General features: G+C 67.4%; 13 protein-coding genes. 1 reads left to right on the top strand and 12 read right to left on the bottom strand.

Going from position 1 to position 16,798, the window contains the following annotated elements; genetic code table 11:
• Positions 1 to 9 precede the first annotated feature (9 nt).
• Positions 10 to 2,007, bottom strand: a complete 1,998-nt coding sequence (locus tag Dsi01nite_RS41580) for an alpha-L-fucosidase (protein WP_203851922.1) — start codon at positions 2,005 to 2,007, stop codon at positions 10 to 12.
• Between the two features lie 391 nt (positions 2,008 to 2,398).
• Here Dsi01nite_RS41580 and Dsi01nite_RS41575 point away from each other — a divergent pair, with 391 nt between their 5' ends.
• Positions 2,399 to 3,112, top strand: a complete 714-nt coding sequence (locus Dsi01nite_RS41575) for a GNAT family N-acetyltransferase (protein WP_203851921.1) — start codon at positions 2,399 to 2,401, stop codon at positions 3,110 to 3,112.
• Between the two features lie 126 nt (positions 3,113 to 3,238).
• On the opposite strand, the gene Dsi01nite_RS41570 is transcribed toward Dsi01nite_RS41575, so the two are convergent.
• From Dsi01nite_RS41570 to Dsi01nite_RS41520, 11 genes are all read right to left on the bottom strand, one after another.
• Positions 3,239 to 4,366, bottom strand: a complete 1,128-nt coding sequence (locus tag Dsi01nite_RS41570; protein WP_203851920.1) for a glycosyltransferase — start codon at positions 4,364 to 4,366, stop codon at positions 3,239 to 3,241.
• A complete protein-coding gene (locus Dsi01nite_RS41565; RefSeq protein WP_203851919.1) occupies positions 4,363 to 5,529 on the bottom strand; it encodes a glycosyltransferase family 4 protein in 1,167 nt (388 codons plus the stop codon). Before Dsi01nite_RS41565 ends, Dsi01nite_RS41570 begins: the two co-directional genes overlap by 4 nt.
• Positions 5,530 to 5,633: 104 nt before the next feature.
• Entirely contained in the window at positions 5,634 to 6,641 is a 1,008-nt protein-coding gene (locus Dsi01nite_RS41560; protein ID WP_203851918.1) for a hypothetical protein, read from the bottom strand.
• A 236-nt stretch (positions 6,642 to 6,877) separates the two neighbouring features.
• On the bottom strand, positions 6,878 to 8,065 hold the full coding sequence (locus Dsi01nite_RS41555) for a glycosyltransferase (RefSeq protein WP_203851917.1): 1,188 nt from the start codon (positions 8,063 to 8,065) through the stop codon (positions 6,878 to 6,880).
• Positions 8,062 to 9,240: a glycosyltransferase family 4 protein gene (locus Dsi01nite_RS41550; RefSeq protein WP_203851916.1), complete on the bottom strand. Its 1,179-nt coding sequence runs from the start codon at positions 9,238 to 9,240 to the stop codon at positions 8,062 to 8,064. Before Dsi01nite_RS41550 ends, Dsi01nite_RS41555 begins: the two co-directional genes overlap by 4 nt.
• 54 nt (positions 9,241 to 9,294) lie before the next feature.
• On the bottom strand, positions 9,295 to 10,446 hold the full coding sequence (locus Dsi01nite_RS41545) for a glycosyltransferase (RefSeq protein ID WP_203851915.1): 1,152 nt from the start codon (positions 10,444 to 10,446) through the stop codon (positions 9,295 to 9,297).
• Complete coding sequence (locus Dsi01nite_RS41540; protein WP_203851914.1) at positions 10,443 to 11,594, bottom strand: glycosyltransferase; 1,152 nt, start codon at positions 11,592 to 11,594, stop codon at positions 10,443 to 10,445. Before Dsi01nite_RS41540 ends, Dsi01nite_RS41545 begins: the two co-directional genes overlap by 4 nt.
• A gap of 163 nt (positions 11,595 to 11,757) precedes the next feature.
• The gene (locus Dsi01nite_RS41535; RefSeq protein WP_203851913.1) at positions 11,758 to 12,816 is read right to left on the bottom strand and encodes a glycosyltransferase family 4 protein; all 1,059 of its coding nucleotides are present in this window, start codon (positions 12,814 to 12,816) and stop codon (positions 11,758 to 11,760) included.
• Complete coding sequence (locus Dsi01nite_RS41530; RefSeq protein ID WP_203851912.1) at positions 12,813 to 14,243, bottom strand: oligosaccharide flippase family protein; 1,431 nt, start codon at positions 14,241 to 14,243, stop codon at positions 12,813 to 12,815. Before Dsi01nite_RS41530 ends, Dsi01nite_RS41535 begins: the two co-directional genes overlap by 4 nt.
• Positions 14,236 to 15,657, bottom strand: a complete 1,422-nt coding sequence (locus tag Dsi01nite_RS41525) for an O-antigen ligase family protein (RefSeq protein ID WP_203851911.1) — start codon at positions 15,655 to 15,657, stop codon at positions 14,236 to 14,238. The genes Dsi01nite_RS41530 and Dsi01nite_RS41525 overlap by 8 nt, the downstream gene beginning before the upstream one ends.
• Before the next feature lie 38 nt (positions 15,658 to 15,695).
• The gene (locus Dsi01nite_RS41520; RefSeq protein WP_203851910.1) at positions 15,696 to 16,583 is read right to left on the bottom strand and encodes a GumC domain-containing protein; all 888 of its coding nucleotides are present in this window, start codon (positions 16,581 to 16,583) and stop codon (positions 15,696 to 15,698) included.
• Positions 16,584 to 16,798: the final 215 nt, after the last annotated feature.

Raw genomic sequence — 16,798 nt, 5'->3', positions numbered from 1 at the left:
AATCGTCGGTCACAGCGCGGTGATGGTCCATTGCAGGTTGGTGCTGGAGTCCGCCGTCCACAGCTTGACCCGGGCGCCGACAGTCGCGTCACCGCCGCTGTCGAGGACGGTGCCGGTGCCGCGGTTGACGATCTGGTAGCGGCCGTTGCCCACGCTGTCGAGCCGCCACTGCTGGTTGTTGCCGCCGTTCCACGGCGCCTGCATCGCGGTCGCGCCGTTTGCGGTGTTTCCCCAGCTGTCGGCGACCATCCCGTTGGTTCGGTTCACGATGCGATACCAGCCTCCGCCCACGTCGACCAACTGCCACTGCAGGTTGGCGCTGCCGTCCCAGTTCCACTGCTTGAGCTGCGACCCGGACGCGACACTGCCGCCGCTGTCCAGTACCAGACCGGTCGCGACGTTGGTGATCCTCGCCCAGCCGGTCGGGACCCCGCTGCCACCGCCGAGGGCCGGGATCTGGCCGGAGAACACCAGCTTCACCACATAGGCCGGCGCGCTGTACGGCGCACTGCTGGACGGCATGGTGATCCGCAGACCGCTGCCGTCCTGGCTGCGTGTGGGCAGATTGATGTAGGTGCCGGCGGTGGAGCCCAGCAGCTGCGCGGAGGTCAGGGTGCCGAGGTTGATCCGGCTCGCGGACAGGGTGGTGATGTTGACCGTGCTGCCGGGCCAGCCGAGGATCGTCGCGTACAGCACCCGGTTGTCCTTGCTCCGGGTGAACCGGATGTCCTGCGCGGTGCCGGTCCGCGGCGTCTGGAACGTCCCGCCGCCCATCTGCGTCGGCCCCTCGCCGTAGGCGCTCCACGCCCTGGTGCTGTAGACGGACTCGCCGAAGCGCCGCAGGTAGTCGCCGATGCTCAACAGGACGGTGCGCTGCCCGGACGGGATCGTGCCGTCGGCCATCGGCGCGATGTTGAGCACCATGTTGCCGTTCTTGCTGACCCGGTCGATCAGCGCGTGCAGCAGGGCGTTCGCCGAGTAGTAGCCGATACCCACCGTGTAGCACCAGCTCGAGCTGGAGATGCTGTCATCGGTGAGCCAGTACGGGCTCTGAATGCCGGCCGGCCCGCCGCGCTCGAAGTCGAAGACCTCGCCCCGGGTGTTGAAGCCGTCCTTGTAGGTGGCGACGACTTCCTTGTCCCAGGCGACCGCGCGGTTGTAGTAGTACGACAGGAAATCCAGCCGCCGCGACTCCGGCAGCTGCGACAGGTTGAAGTCCTGCCACAGGATGTCCGGCTGATACCCGTCGATCACCTCGCGCAGCTTGTCGTACCACAGCTGCTCCTCGGCGGAGGCACCGAGCTGGCCGTAGAGCTTCCTGAGGCTCGCGTCGGTCTGCTGCGGCGCCCACTGGTAGAAGCCGGTGAAGTTGAACGCGTGATGCATGGCGACCAGGAGCTTGAGGCCCTTGCCACGGATCGCGTCGGCATGCAGCCGCAACAGGTCCAGCCTGGGCCCCTTGCCGACCGAGTTCCATTCGTTGACCGCGCTGTTCCACATGGAGAAGCCGTCGTGGTGCTCGGCCACGGGCCCGGCGAACTTCGCGCCGGCGTCGAGGAACAGCTGCGCCCACTCATTGGGGTCGAAGTTCCCGCCGGCGGACCGCAGCCGCGGCGCGAACTGCACGAGGTTGCCGGCCTTGTCCCGGGCGCCGTTGATGAAGTTGTGGTACGGCCACACGGACGGATCGCCGTACACACTGCGGTGATGGTTGTTCTCGTTCGAGCCGTTGTTGTACATGTTGCGCGGGTACCACTCGTTGGCGTACGCGGGCACGCTGAACACGCCCCAGTGGTAGTAGATGCCGAACTTCGCGTCCTGGAACCATTCGGCGGCGGGCGGGTGCTGATCGACCGACGCCCAGGTGGCGGAGTAGCTCGACGGTCCGGGAATGGCGGCTGCGGCGGGCAGCGCACGGATGAGCTCGGCGCCACCGGCGGCGACCGCGGCGCCGGTCGCGCCGAGCACGGTCAGGAACCTCCGGCGGGACAGCGGGGATCGGGACATGGAGATCCTCCAAGGAACGGGTGGAGCACCCCGGCCGGGACACACGGGACATCCCGGCCGGGGTGCCGGGCGATGGACCTATGGCGCCACCCGGAAGGTGGCGTCCTGCCGGTCCGTAGCGGTGGAGCTCGCGCTGAGCGGGTCGATCCGCAGCACGTAGAAGGCAGCTTGTGAGCGCTCACAGGCATGGCGGTGCAGTGAGCCGAGATCGAGAACGGTTCTGGCGGCGGCGGGCTCAGAGCGAGCGTTCACTGACAATGCCAGAATGTCACCCGCGCAGCAAGGGGACCTCCAGCCGGCGCGCCGAATAACACTTTCCGGACAGCCGGTCCGAGCCCCGATCGAGGCAGAACCCATCCAGCGGCTGCGATGTTAGCGTTCAAAAGATCCGTTGGACGAATACATCATATGTTTGCGGCCTGACCGTCCCTTGCCCAGCGTTGGTTCGGCCGCTGCTCGGGGCTATGAGCATCACCGCCAGATCGACCGCCGCCCGACCCGGGTCGTGGCCTCCACGACGCTGGGTGGCTGGGTTTACCGTGTCGAGGTGAGCCGACGAACTGATGCAGGCGCAGCTGCTGACCTGAGTCCGGTCGTGGTCGGGCCCGGCGCCGAGGATGACCTGCCCGGGATCGTGGAGATCCTCAATGACACGGCGGCGAACTCGCACGCCACCTTCGCGACCCGGCCGACCAGCGTGGCCGAACGGCGGGAGTGGTTTGAGCAGTTCTCCTTGACCGGTCCGTACCGGCTGGTCGTTGCTCGACGCGGCACGTTGGTCCTGGGTTACGCCTGCAGCCGGCGTTACCGTGACCACGAAGCGTTCCAGGAGACGGTTGAGGTGAGCATCGCCCTGGATACCGGTTGCCGTGGCCAGGGTGTGGGTTCCTTGCTGTACCGCGCGTTGTTCGAGTGCTTGGCCGACGAGCCGGTTCATGTCCTGCTTGCGGGCATAGCCATGCCCAACGACGCGTCGGTGGCGCTGCATCGAAAGTTCGGCTTCACGGAGGTCGGCACGTTCCACGAGTACGCGGTCAAGCATGGTCAGTACATCAGTTCGCTGTGGATGCAGCGTCTTTCACAAACCGTTGATCAATCCGGGTAGCGCGGCGAGTTGGTCCAACGCGCTGCCCAGGGCCGGTGTTGCGCGCTGCGTAACCCGGTTCGGCGGGCTGCAAATACCTAGGTCGCGTGCCGACCCAGCCACGACAAGCCCCGCCAACACCTCACTTTAGTTGAGCGAAGGGCCTCCGCGACGGATCTCGTCCCTTGGCCCGACGCTACCGGCGAGCCTGAGGACGATGCGTTCAACTCGTTGCCGCACCGCGTCGAGGCTGTACTCGGCTTCGAACCGGGCGCGGGCCGCTGCGCCCAATCGACGTTGGCGGTCCGGATCGTCGGCGATGCTCCGGATTGCTTCAGCCAGGCCGTGAGCGTCGCCAGGGTCGACGAGGACACCGCATCCGTCGAGGACTGCGGGCAGGTCGGAGACGCGTGTGGCGATGACGGGCCGCTGCATAGCCATGGCGTCGAAAACCTTCGCCGGCAGCTGTGCCTTGGCAACGTAGCCGGGCTGCTGGGCAAGGACAACCAGGTCGGCCGCGGCGAGGAACTGCGGCACGCGATGGAAGGGCTGAGTGCCCAGGGCATGAACGTAGTCGCGGCGGGGTGCGGCGCCGTCGCCGACGTGGACGAAGGCGATCCCAGGGTCGCCGAGCAGATCGAGGGCGTCGATGATGGACTGCAGGCCTTTGTGCCGCCGGGCTGAGCCGAGGAAGAGGATGACGGTGTGGCGCTGCAGGCCCAGCTCCTGCCTGAGTTTCGTCGCATCGAGGTGCGGTTGGTAGGCGTTCGCGTCACGGGCGTGCGGCACGATGGTCCCACCGAACCGGTTGAGCAGCCACGACGACGACACCGTGACGGCGTTCGCGTGTCGCACCTGGCGCTCGGCCTGGATCGTGGCCCACAGGTTGTCGGGTAGCCGCAGGTCCACGGCGTTTCGCAGCAGCCATTTCGGGTTGTCGAGGAAGAACGCCAATTCCCAGTCGTCGACGTCGGCGATGACTGGCGTTCCGTGCAGCTTTCGCGCCATCAGCGCGGCACCGAGGCTGCTTCGACGGGCTTTGACGGCATACACCACGTCGGCGTCGAGACTCTCAACGAATGCCGCCATGGACATGCCCGGCGGAAGCATCCGGATGGGCACGGACGGGTCGTCGCGCAGCGGTTCCCAGACCGTGCCGTCGGCTGACCGGCCGATGATTTCCACGTCCGCGATGTTTGACACCAACTGCGCCAACACGTGAGCGCGACCGAGGCAGTTGTGCGAGAGATCGTGACTGACGACCTGAATCTTCATGACGAAGCTCCCGACTCGTTCAACGTGGCTGGCTGGCCGTGGTAGGCACTGCGCAGTTGATCGGCATGCACGCGCCACGAATGCCGCTCGACGGCCTCGGCTTGGGCCGCAGCGCCGAGGCGATCCCGCAGGTCCGGATGTCGTAGCAGGTCCTGAAGGTTCGCGGCGAGCGCAGTGGTGTCGTCGATCGCGATGAGCCGACCGGTGTCCCCATCGCGGATTTCGGTGACCGCCGCAGGTACTCGTGTGGCGATCACGGCACGCCCTTCTACCAGGGCCCTCACGAGAATGCCGCTGGCCGGGTTGGATGCCCGGTACGGCAGCACCACCACCGCCGCTGCGGCGATGAGGTCAGCGAAGGTCGAGTCGTCGACCGGCCCGAGCCAACGGGTTGCGTCTGGCCGTTGCTCGCATCTGGCCTTGAGTTGCTGCGCCCACGCCCCGGACTGCCGGTGTGCGGCACCGACGATGATCAGCGGTAGTGGCGCGTCGATGCGGTCCCAGGCGTCCAGAAGGACGTCGACGCCCTTGTCCGGCGCCAGGAAGCCAGCCATCAGTACGTGGGTGCCGAGGGACGGCGGCGGTGCGGCAGCGGATGGTGGCGCCGCACCATGGACAAGGACGGCCACAGAAGGCCATCGCCGGGCCGTCGCCGCTTCGGCGGCGCTGCGGCTGAACACGAGGGTCTGCGAGATCCACAGTCGCAATGCCGCCACCAGTACGCGGTCCAACATCGGAGCGATGAGACGGTAGGCGATGATGTCGCGAAGGCCAGGTGCGACGGCGAGCAGGCCTGCTCCCGGACTCTTGATCAAGACGGGCATGTCGTGTGCGATCAGGACGGTGCGGCGGCGGCCGCGCAGCATGACGGCGGCCAGGCCGAACCAGAACGCGCCGACGGCACTCCGGCCCAGTTCAAGATGCAGGATCTCGGCTGCGCGCAGTACGCGGCGGGCCGCCCAGGCCGCGCGGCAGGCGCTGAGCGCGGGTGCGCGACGGCAGGCAACGACCGTTCGATCGTCGGCTTCGGCAGGGGCCTGATCGTTGCGATGGTCGGTGACAACGATCTGGTGGACGCGTCCTCCGTCGGCGCGAAGCTGATCGGCTATGGCGCCGGCGACGTGGGCGACGCCGCCGGCTGCCGGGCTCACGAGGATGATCATTGTGAACTCCGATGACGATTGTTGACCTCGCGCGGGCACGAAACGGATTGCGGCGGATCTGCGGCCGTCACGACAGACAATCGGTCGGCAGACGGTCGGACGAGTCAGCGAACGACCATGAGCGTCGGGGCCATTCGGCTGCCCCACAGCTGGTACATGCCGACGTTGGTGTAGCCGCCTGATTCCGCGAAGGCCGTGCCGATGAAGGCCACCTGGTTGTCGACGAGCGACACCAGGTCGTTCCTGCCATGGGCAGCGAGGACCGCGGCTGCGCAGGTGGTGAACGGTGCGGTGCGATGCTGGTCCGGATGGCGGCTGCCGCTGCTGGTATCGAGTAGCCAGGTGGTCCGGTCGACCCTGGGCAGCAGTTGATTGGCCAGGAGGTTGGTGAGCCGGATCGCTCGCGGGTCGGCCGTGACGAGAGCAAGAATGGCTGCGAAATCAGCCTGGGTCTGCGTGTAGTCGGCGTCGAAACCGGGCGGGCCGTTGCCTGCGGTTTCGGTGAGATAGCCGGCCCCGTCCGCGCCATCGGCAGCCGCCGGTTGCCGGGTCAGGATGAGCCCGCGGCCCGGCCACCGGCTCTGTGGCGGGTCGAGGGCGAAGGCAAGTCCTTCGTCGTAGATGTCTGCGTACCTCTGCTGCCCGGTTGCCGCAGCCGTGATGCCCGCCACGACAGCGTTGCCGAGTGAGATGTTGCCGTTGGTGTACCAGGTGAAGTTGCCGTTGCGGACGAGGAAGTCGGTTGCGGCCCGGAGGGCGTCGGTCCATGCGATGCGGTGAGCACTGTCAAGGCTCGTGCCCAGGATGTGCAACGTGAGACCGAGGTGGACCGCGAAGAACATGGTCTGGATGTCCGGCCCCGTCTCGCCTCCTGCGGGCGGACCATAGGCACCGGTGTTGAGCCGGTGGTGCTGAACGGCGCTGTCCATCGTTCGGATCGCCATTGCCTTCAGACGCTCATCGCCGCTGAGGGCGCCGAGCGCCGCCGCTGCGACGCCGGGACCGACGTCACAGCGGAAGCACGGCGCCTGGTCGTGGACCCAGACGCCGTCCTCGAAGTACCGCGGGTCGGCGCCGCCGTCCCTGGTAGTCAACGCGGTGAGCCCGTCCATTGCCCTGGCCCGCAGGGTTGCCGCCTGATTGCTGGGCGCCGACCGTGCCGGCGGAGGCACGGCGGTGCGGAGCGACGATCCTTGTGTGGGTCGATCAGCCACATCCGGCTCGCCACCGACCGCGTACTGACCGGCGGTCCCGATGACAAGGAGGCTGACGATAGCGCCAGCCACGGGTGATCGGCGGACCCATCCCAGCCGGCGTCTTCTGCGCTGCTGCGCAGCGGGTCGCGTGTTCACCGGCGCCGCTGCCCTGGGAGCTGATGAGCACTGCGGCCGTCCAGCACGGCTTGATAGCTCTCATGAATCGACTGGATCGTCGCCTGCTCATCGAATCGTTGCTCGATTCGCTGACGGGCGGCGGCACCTTCTGCGGCGAGGAGATCCCGTTGGGCGAACCGCTCGATGACCGCCGACGACAGCGCGACCGGGTCGTCCGTTCCGACGATCGCTCCAGCGCCGGGCAGGTCGCCTTGCGTCAATGCCTCTCGGTTGCCGGCGACGTCCGTCGCGACAGTCGAGCGGGCGCACGCCATACCCTCGAGCAGCGAAAGCGACATACCTTCCCATCGCGACGGCGCCAGGACAAGGTCGGCGGCGAGAAACACTCGGCGCACGTCACTACGGGGACCCAGTGCGCAGACACCTTCGCCTCGCAACGGCAACGCTTCGACGCCCTCGCCGGCCAGTATCAGCAACGCATCTGGGAACACCTGACGAACTCGTTTCCAGGAGCGGAGTGCGATGTCCTGGCCTTTCTGGTGACAGGCGCGGCCGACGACGACGGCGACGGAGGCGTGATCGGAGAGTCCGAGCTCCGCGCGGGCAGCGGTGCGTTCAGCGGCGGATGGAGGCGAGAACGTATCGAGGTCGACGCCATTGAGTACGACCCGCCCGGGCGCGGTAACGCCTCGGCGCTGACCGGCGGCCTGTTCAGCTCTGCTGCAGTAGAGCGTCAGGTCGGTCCAGCGGGTGGCGCACTGTTCCCAGTGGATCGCCAAGGTTCGCGTCAACGCGCTGGATGCGAGGAACGACCACGCGTGGGGTTGGAACACGGTCGGGCGGCGCCGCCGTATTCCCAGCCGACCGACCAGGCCAGCTTTGCTGGAGTGCAGATGGACGAGGTCAGGTTCCGTTTTGGCGATGATGCCTCGGAGAGCACGCAGTTCCGGGATCAGGGACCGCCCTGGTTGCCTGGTGCTGTCCCAACGAGCCCAGCGCCCGCCCTCGGACTCGATGGCGTCGGCAAGTGGTCCGGGTGGGCAGGCCACCGTCACGGTGTATCCGATCGTGGTCTGCGCCCGGACGAGACCCTCGATGACCCGCGCGACACCGCCGGTCGTTGGCTGTGCGACATGCAGGACGGTCGGGGTGTCCTTGTGGTCGGCGCACACTTGGCTGGATCCAGGGAGCTGGAGGTTCACGAGAGGTTCCGGGTGTGTCGCTCATACAGGTCGATGTAGTGGCTTGCAACCGTGTCCCAGGACCACCGTCGGACCCGCTGCCCAGGCAATGTGCAGCGGGCTGCGTCAATGACACCGGGTTGGTCCAGCAACGCCAAGATGGCGTCGGCGAGTGCCGTCGCTTCGGCAGACCTGGCGACGAAGCGCGGGTCCATTCCCGCGACCAGCTCCGGGTTGGCGCCTACCGGCGTCACCAGCACTGGCGTGCCACAGGCCAATGACTCGGCGGTGGTCAGGCCGAAACCCTCCAGTTCCGCGGTCGGCATTACCGTCAGGGTAGCGGTGCGGTATCGGTCGCGAAGGCTTTCCTCGCTGATCCGTCCGAGCAGGTGCACCTTTCCGGTGAGGCCGAGTTGGACGATTTGTTGCTCGATTGCCGGACGCAAGTGGCCGTCTCCGGCGATGGCCAGTTCCGCGCCGGGGTGCCGAGCAACGACCGCTGGCATCGCCGCAATGACCTCGGCGACACCGGTCCGCTGCACCAGCCGGCGAGCCGTGAACATCATCGGCGTGCCGGCGGCTGGCAGGTGCACATCGTTGGCGGGGGCAAACCAGCCGGTGTCGACACCACCGGGAATCAGGCTGGCGTCGTCAGCGGCACGGGGCGACAGCAGCGCGAGCTGCCTGCGCATGTACTCGCTGAGCACCGTGACCGTTGCGGCGCGGTCAACGACGGCTGCTTCCGCTCGCCGCAGCAGGCTGACCGCCGATCGTTGCACTGGCCTTGGCAATGCGTACGTGTTCTGCCGCTCGGACAGCAGTTCGCGATAGACGGGTGCGTGGAACGTGTAGACGAAGGGTCGATGCGACCGGCGACGAAACGGGATCATTGACAGCATCGGCACGGGAAAGTGTCCGTGCACGATTGCGCCCGGTCGTTGACGAACCGCCGCCCGAACACCGCGCCGCGTATACCAAGGATACTGCGCGGCGAAGAGCAACCGACGTTTGTCTGGGACGTCGTGCCGCACAATCGTCACACCGTCATCACCGGTTTCGACGTCCGGGTGATCAGGTGACATCCGTTTCGCAACGACCGTGGTCTCCACTCCGCTGCGAACCAAGGCAGCGGCGAGTTCGCGGACGTAACGCTCCAGCCCACCCAGTTTGTCTGGGGCGACGGCGTTGGTGACCATGACGACTGGGGGATGCATCTCGCTCCGTGTGGGTGCGGTGTCGGACGAACCGGTTCAACGGTCGGCGGGGACAGGTTGGGAGCCGAAGGCCGCCGCGGACCACAGCGGCCATCGGCTCGGCCAGGTCCGCTGCCGGGCCCACGCGACCGCACCGTCGATGTCGCCCGCGTCGGCGTACGCCTGGACTACAGCTGCGGCAAACTCCTCGGCGTTCGCCGCCATCCAGGTGTTGGGTGGCTGCTCGGCATCGGGGTTCGTGTCCCAGCCGGTGCTGACGATCGGACGGCCTCGCGCGGCGTAGTCCGCAAGTTTCATGGAGGATTGCCCTCGGCTCTGGGCGGCCCTGTGCGGCACGACTGCGACGTCGGCAGCGTCGATCGCCTGACCGAGATCGTCCCGGTCCAGGACGCCGTGCCATCGGATCCGGTCCGGGCATTGCCGCAGCAGGTCACGGAACTCTCGCGCGGGCTCATCGCGATGGCCGGGATAGCGGCTTTCGCCGTACAGGTCCAGACGCCAGCCTGGCAGCAGATCCAGCACCGCACGGATCAGATCCACGTCGAATCGGTGCGACAGCGTCCCTGCGTACACCAGCCGGCGGTCGTGAGGGCGTGGCCGAACGGCATCGACGACGAGATCCGCCGGCGTGCCGTTGGCGACAAGTTCGACGGTACGGCCCGGGAACAGGTCCCGCAGGGTCGGGTTGGCCACGATGATGGCGTCGGCCTCGTCGGCGATCCGGTGGTACATGGCCCGCACGTGCGGGCGAGAACCGCCGAGCAGCGCATCCCAGTCGTCAGCCGCGTCAAAAATACGTCGGATGGGCAGTCGTGCGGTGGCCGGCCACTGCCAGGGAAGATTGACCACCACCGTCGGTCGAGCCGACCGCGGTGACCGGCTCAGCACGCTGCCGATCTGGCGACGCAGCAGCGCATTGTCGGCGGATGCGGCTGCGGAGTGGCGGTGGCCGGGAGCAAGCGTGGATCGACTGACGATGTCCAGCCCGTCTCGCAGCTGCCGCGGCGTCGCGCTGCAGAGCCCGCGTAGCCACGGTCCCGTGGTGGACACACGCACGGAACGCACGTCACTTGGTGCCTCGATGAAGGTGACCTCGACGCCGTGGCTGCACGCCTCTGTTGCCAGTGCGTGCTCTCGCCGTATCGACGGATGCCACAAGCTCTTCGCCACCATGATCAGCCGGCTCATTTCAGCACCGTCCGCTGTTCCGCCGCGGTCTCGGCCAGCGAGGTCAGGGCTCGGTGCAGAGTCTTGGTGCAGTCCGCCCAACTGACCGACGCGCCATGGCGGGCAGCTGCCTGCACGATACGGTTGCGTCGAACGCCGTCGGCCAGATAGTTCAACGCCTGCGCGGCAGCCTCCGGATCGCGGGCAACGGCGAAGCCGGTGACACCGTCGCGCAGGGTCTCCGGGAGCCCGCCCTCAGTGGCGACGACGACCGGGCTGCCGCAGGCCTGGGCCTCCAGGCTGACCAGGCCGAGCGGTTCAGCGGCAGCGAGGTACAGGGTGGCGAAGGCGTTCTGATACAACACGACCAGCTCCTGGTCCGACACTCCGATCTTGATCTGCAGCGGTACGCCACTTCCCCGTGCCAGCGTGTGTAGGCGCTGTTCCTCGATGGCGTCGCCACGATGCGCCACCACGATCACCGGCAGCTGCAACCGGCACAGCGCAGCTGCCTGAATGACGAGGTCGTGTCCCTTCGATGCGATCATGGCGCCGACCGATAGCAGATGGTGGGCCGCTGCGGACGGACCCGGGGCCATGAAGCTCGGCACGCCACATGGAACTACGTCAGCGGTTCGCCCGTAGGCCCGCCGAATCTGTCCGGCGGTGTAGCGGGAGTTGGTCGCAACAGCGCTGGAGTCCGCCAAGGCGGCACGGTCGAGACGCCGCTGCTGCCTGTGGAGCACGGCGTAGAGGCCACGAGTGCCGGCACGCCGCGTCGCACGCAACGCCGGCTCGTAGTCGATGCGACGCGGTTCGTCGCAGTACCGCAGGACCGGAAAGGGTAGTGGCCCGCACGGCATGGCGCCCCGAAGGACGGAGTCCGGGTTGGCATACACCACGTCGGCGCCGATCCGTCGAGTCAACGCGCCGATCTCGGCCCATGCTGCGACGAGACGGCGAAGATCGAGATAGCGCGCCGGTGGCCGGGCCACCGAAGGCAGCCTCGGTGCTCGCAGGTGCAACGGCACCAGGTACGGCCGTGCAGTGACAGGCTCGGCATGTGTGGTGGTCACCTCGACCACGTCTGCGTCGAGCGCGGCGACCTGCTCCGTCAGTCGACGGTGAGCGCCTCCGGCGGTGAGGTTGTGGATGACGACGACCTTCATCGCGGCACTCCCGGGATGTGACGACGACAGTTCCGATCGGCGATGCGCTGGTGGCGACGCGACCTGTGTCCTGACGAAGTCGCCATCGTGCGGGGTTCACGAAGAGTCCGGCTGCTCCACGCCACCTCGGATCCCGTCCACCGTCTCAGGCCTCTGACCCGGCTCATCGCAGGCTCCGATACAGCTCGAACGTGTCGCGCACCATACGATCCACACCGAAGCCGGCCGCTGCCTGCCTGGCAGTCGTGGCAATCGAAGCGGCCAGGGCACGGGTGTCCACCAGCCGGTCAATCTCGACGGCCAACTTCGCCGGATCGTCCGGATCAACCACGATTCCGGAATGTCCGTGCACGATCATGTCGCTGATGCCGTCGACCCGGGTCGCGACGACCGGCCGTCCGAGCGCCATCGCCTCGGGCACCACATACGCGCACGCTTCCCATCGGGATGGCACGCATACCGCGGTCGCTGCCAGCATGTCCGCCCGGATGTCGTCGAGCCAGCCAACGAGCTCGACCCGGCCCGGTGCCACCGCGTCGGCGAGCCGCTGGAGCTCCTGCCGGTGGGGGCCTTCGCCGGCGATGACCACACGCCAGTCGCCGCGGGACGCGGCTGCGGCACGAATCAGAAGGTCGTGTCCCTTCTGCCGGACCAGCGCGCCGACGGCCAGCACGACTGGGGGCTCGGTGACCGGTAGGCCCGCCGAGCTGGCGAACCGGCTGAGATCGACGCCGTTGGAGATGGCGACGACCTTGTCCGGTGCGAGCCCGTAGCGGTCGATCAAGAAGGAGCGTGACCCGGAGCTCACGGCGACGACCGCGTGGGTGACAGCGAACTGGATGCGTTTGAATGCGGTCTTCGCGGCGTGAGCGCCTGGAGTGCGGCGGTCCTCGGTGAGAGCCGCGTCGGAGGCGTTGCTGCGCGGCAGATGCTCAGTGAGAACGATCCGGTGGTTGCGCAGCCGGGCACGCGCGAGCTGGTGCACGGACCCGCGATGATAGGTGTCTGCAAGGTGCAGGTGCCATATGTCAGCACCGCCCGGAGCACGCGCGAAAGCGGTGAACGGTACGCCGAGTTCGTCGGCTGTCTGCCGCATCGCGGACCCAGCCGGCGCTGTCAGACTGACCTCGCATCGACGTTCGATGAACCCCCGGGCCAGGTCCTTGATGTGCCTCCCGACGCCGCCCGGAATCATGGCGTCGGTGGCCAACACTACCTTCACGCGAGTTTCCGCCACTTCAGCAGCGCGGCTGTCAGCTCGGTCGGCCACCCGCGCAGGGCCGTCAGGGTGATGAGGTAAGCCAGGCAGCACAGCGGGATCGAAACCCACGGCCGCCCCGGAAGGAGCGACCAGACCCCGACCATGGGCGCCATCGCAAGTGCGGGTGCTGCGGTCATTCGCAGTAACGGGCCAAGGTCCAAGCGATGCCGCAGCGCCCAGCACGAGCCGACGCACACCGTCAGTTCGGTCAACACCGTCAGCCATGCCGCCGCGGCCATACCGAAGCGGGGCGTCAACAACAGGTTGCCCCCGACATTGATCACCAACGCGAGGATGTTCTGACCGATGAGCCATGCGCTACGAGCCGCGGCGACCACGACCACGCTGAGGACCTGCGAACACATTTGCACCACGCCGGCCAGCATCAAAATCCGCAGCAACGGCGCAGCGTCGACGTAGTGCGGGCCGAACAGCAGGCCCATCGCGGTGGCTGCATAGAGGCTCACGAGGACGAATCCTGGCAACACAAGACTCGCGAACCAGTGCCACACCTGGGCAAGCAGTGCCGTAACACGCGCACGGTCGATCAGCTCGGCACTCACCTGCGGCAGGGCCATGCCCATGACGACACCGGGCACCATGATCAGAATGGTGAGGACCTTCACGGCCGCCGCGTACCGGCCGATGTCTTCGGCGGGAAGCAAGCTCGCGAGCAGGACAACGTCGATGGAGAAGTAGGCGCTCGCCAGGAACGACGCGACACCAATGGGCGCGGCCTGGCTGACGACGGTTCGAGCATCAAGGCCGTCGGCGTCGACGACGTCACCGGACGACGTCAGCGGCCAGGCGAGGCGAATCACCAGCAGGCTGTTGATGGTCGCCGCCAACGACGCGACAGCGGCGAGCAGAAACGGTGGCGCGTCCGCTACCGCCAGGACGATGAGACCAACCGTCGACGCGGCGGTCGTCATCAGGTCGAGCGTTGCCAGCCGGCCAACCGCGTGCCGCGCGTAGAACACCTGCCGCAGGCAACTGGCGCCGGCGACCGCAACCGCCGGAATGAGTGCGAGCAGGACGCCCCCACGGATCGTGCCGATGCCGACCAGCACCGCGAAGGCCAGGCCGCCGAGGGCCACCGTCGCTGACCATGTCAGGTGTACCCGCAGCACGACTCGAATGCGGTGCTGCGCGCCTTCGGGCCGGCGGCCGAGTGAACGGCCGAGCACCTCGCCAAGACCAAAGTCCGTCAGGGCGAGCAGTACGTAGAATGCCGCCAGTCCCGCCGCGTACTGGCCGAACTGCTCCGGCAGCAGGCTGCGCACAACGATCACCGAGGCGGTCGCCGACATCGCGGACACGGCGATCTTCCGGCCGACCAGCACCGCCGCCGAGCGCGCGAGCTTGGAGGCCGCCTGGGTACTAACCATCGGCGCTCTGCCGTGAGGCCAGCCCTGCCACGAGGCCCAGCAATGGCGCGAGCGCGGCGGCGACGGCGACATAGCGGATCACCACGACGTCGGTGAGCGCAGCGACCGACACCGCTGTGGCGGCGCCGGCCAACCCGGCGGCGAGCACCGGCGACCGCCGCCATACCCGCGCCAGATCGCGCAGAAACCCTGCGCCGATGATCGCAATCGCGGCCAGGCCCAGCACGCCGCACTCGGCGAAGATCTGGAGATAGGTCGAGTGGGCGTGCGTGTAGACGTTGGCGTCGGGTGCTCGGGCAACAAGCAGCTGGTTGAGGTGGCCGACGCCGACCCCCGCGAGAGGGTGGTCAAAACCTGCTTCGAGTGCGACGTGCCAGAATCCGACGCGGTCACGATCGCCGTCAGCGGTCACCACCCCGTTGGCGGTCGGGTCGGTCACCGACGTCGCCCGCAGCAGCAGCGACGGCCCGCCGACGCTCACCGCCATGGCGACCAGGACGCCCAACACGGCACCCGTCTGCGCAACGGCGGGCCAGCGCAGCCGACGCGGGACCAGCACGAGCACCGTGGCGATCCCGACGAGAGCACCGATCGACGGCATCCGCGACAGCGTCAGCGACAACCCGCATCCGACCAGAATCACCGCAGACGCGGTCGCCATTGCAGCGAGACGGCGGCGGTGGTGCACGAGCAGCAGCACCGCGGCCACGCCGAGCGGCAGCACCGGCGCCAGAACCGTGCCCAGCGAGATGGGATCGAAGAACGTGCCGGTCGGCCGCGGCTGCGTCTGAAAGTCGAAGAAGTATCCGGCTGCGCGTGCTTCCGCACCGCCGTACAGGTTGATCTGCTGGCCGGTGGCGTACTCCCAGACCGCCAGCGCTGCCTGCGTCATCAACGAGATCAAACTGCTGATCAGCACAACGGACGTGCCACCGGGCAGCACCGAGGCCCGGGCACAGTAGAACGCGACGACCGCAATGACGGCCGGGACGTAGAGTGCCTCGCTGATGTCCGGTCCTGCGGCGATCGGCACTGCGATCAGCACTGCTGCGAAGCAACCAGCGCGGCCGAGTGCCGTCGGACCGACCCGCTTGCCCAAGCCGAGGAAGACCGGCACCGCGGTCAGCATCAAGAGCGCCACGACCGCCGAGACGCGGACGCCGACCAGGTCGACCTCGAACGTCGCCACTGGTGCGGCGACGACCAACAGAGCGACAAAGACCAGCAGTGGCTGCGGTGCGAGCGCCGCGGCGATCGCGATCATCGCTGCGCCGACGGTCAGGGCGTACTTGAGTGCAGACGTCCGGTCGAACATCAGCTCGGCGGTCAGCCCCGAAGAACTCAACACCAGCAACGGGACTGCCGCCAAGAGCGTGATCCGTCGGGCCGGCGACATCTCGCTCAGGACGAACACCGCGGCTCGGTTCGGAGCGGGCCACGACTGCGGAAAACTCATCCGAACAGCACCGGGCGGTGCCGTCGTGCCCGGTTGACGGGGTTCCGCCGGCGCTCGCTGAACACCGCCAGTTCGGCGAGGACGACGAGGCTGAGCAGCAGCGCGATGACGGCGGACCGCAGTGGACGCGGTCCAGTCTGTTGTGCGCTTCCACCCGGCGTGAGGACGGTGAGCGACACGTCGTGGGCAGTGCTTTCGTTCGTCATCTGGTTGATCAGGTCGACGCGCTTGAGCGTGAACATCATGACCTGCTGCTCTGCGTTGTTGAGCAGCGTGTTGGCCAATTGGGCAGCGGACGACCCGGACGGCGCACCGAGCAGTGCGCTCCGGGCCGCGGTCACATCGTTCTTCGCCTGGACCAGCAGCGCGTCCAGCTCTTTGAGGCGGTCAGCATTCGCCTGTTCCTTGCCTGTCCGCAGAGTGCCGACAAACGCGGACAGCGACCCGGCGACCGCTTCAGCTCGGCGGCTGGCGACGCTGGCTGAACTGGCCGCTACGGTCACCCGCACGATGTTGGTATTGGCCACGGTGGCGACAGTGGTGGTGCGTACCAGTTCCTTGGCCGTCGTGCCCGCACGGCGGGCAGCCTCGTCGAGCACGGGGGTCGTCGTGGCGAGGTGGGCATACTGCGTTGCCAGGCTGTTCATACCACCGACGGAATCCATGGTCGCTGCGGCGGCCCGCCCGCCGATCAGGACATCACTGGATGCTTGAAAGTTTTCCGGCAGAAATGAAGCGGTCGCCCAGGTCGCCACGGCGATGACTGCGGCGACGCCACCGATCGCGTATTTCGACCGCCACATTATTTGCCAGCGCGACAGCGCAGCAGGCGGCTCGGAGGCGTTTTCAAATTGCAGTCTCTCGACCAATGAATCGGTAGCCATATCCTATTCCAGGAAGCGAGTCATGCGGTAGAGGCGAGCAGGTTCATGCGTGCCGAACTACCAGGAGGCGCTCGTGAATGCGCCGTGTCGACACCCACACTGCCCAAGGGCGAACCGCATGTCATCAGACGTTCGGGTGACCCACCTGCGGGTTAACCCGTTCGTGTACACCTGCAACGACATGCACGATCCATTTAACGAATCGGAAACATCGA

The sequence above is a fragment of the Dactylosporangium siamense genome, from assembly GCF_016862795.1.
In the GTDB taxonomy this organism is placed as follows: domain Bacteria; phylum Actinomycetota; class Actinomycetes; order Mycobacteriales; family Micromonosporaceae; genus Dactylosporangium; species Dactylosporangium siamense.
The sequence above is the reverse complement of the archived record's forward strand: the minus strand, read 5'-3'. Positions and strand labels throughout refer to the sequence as shown.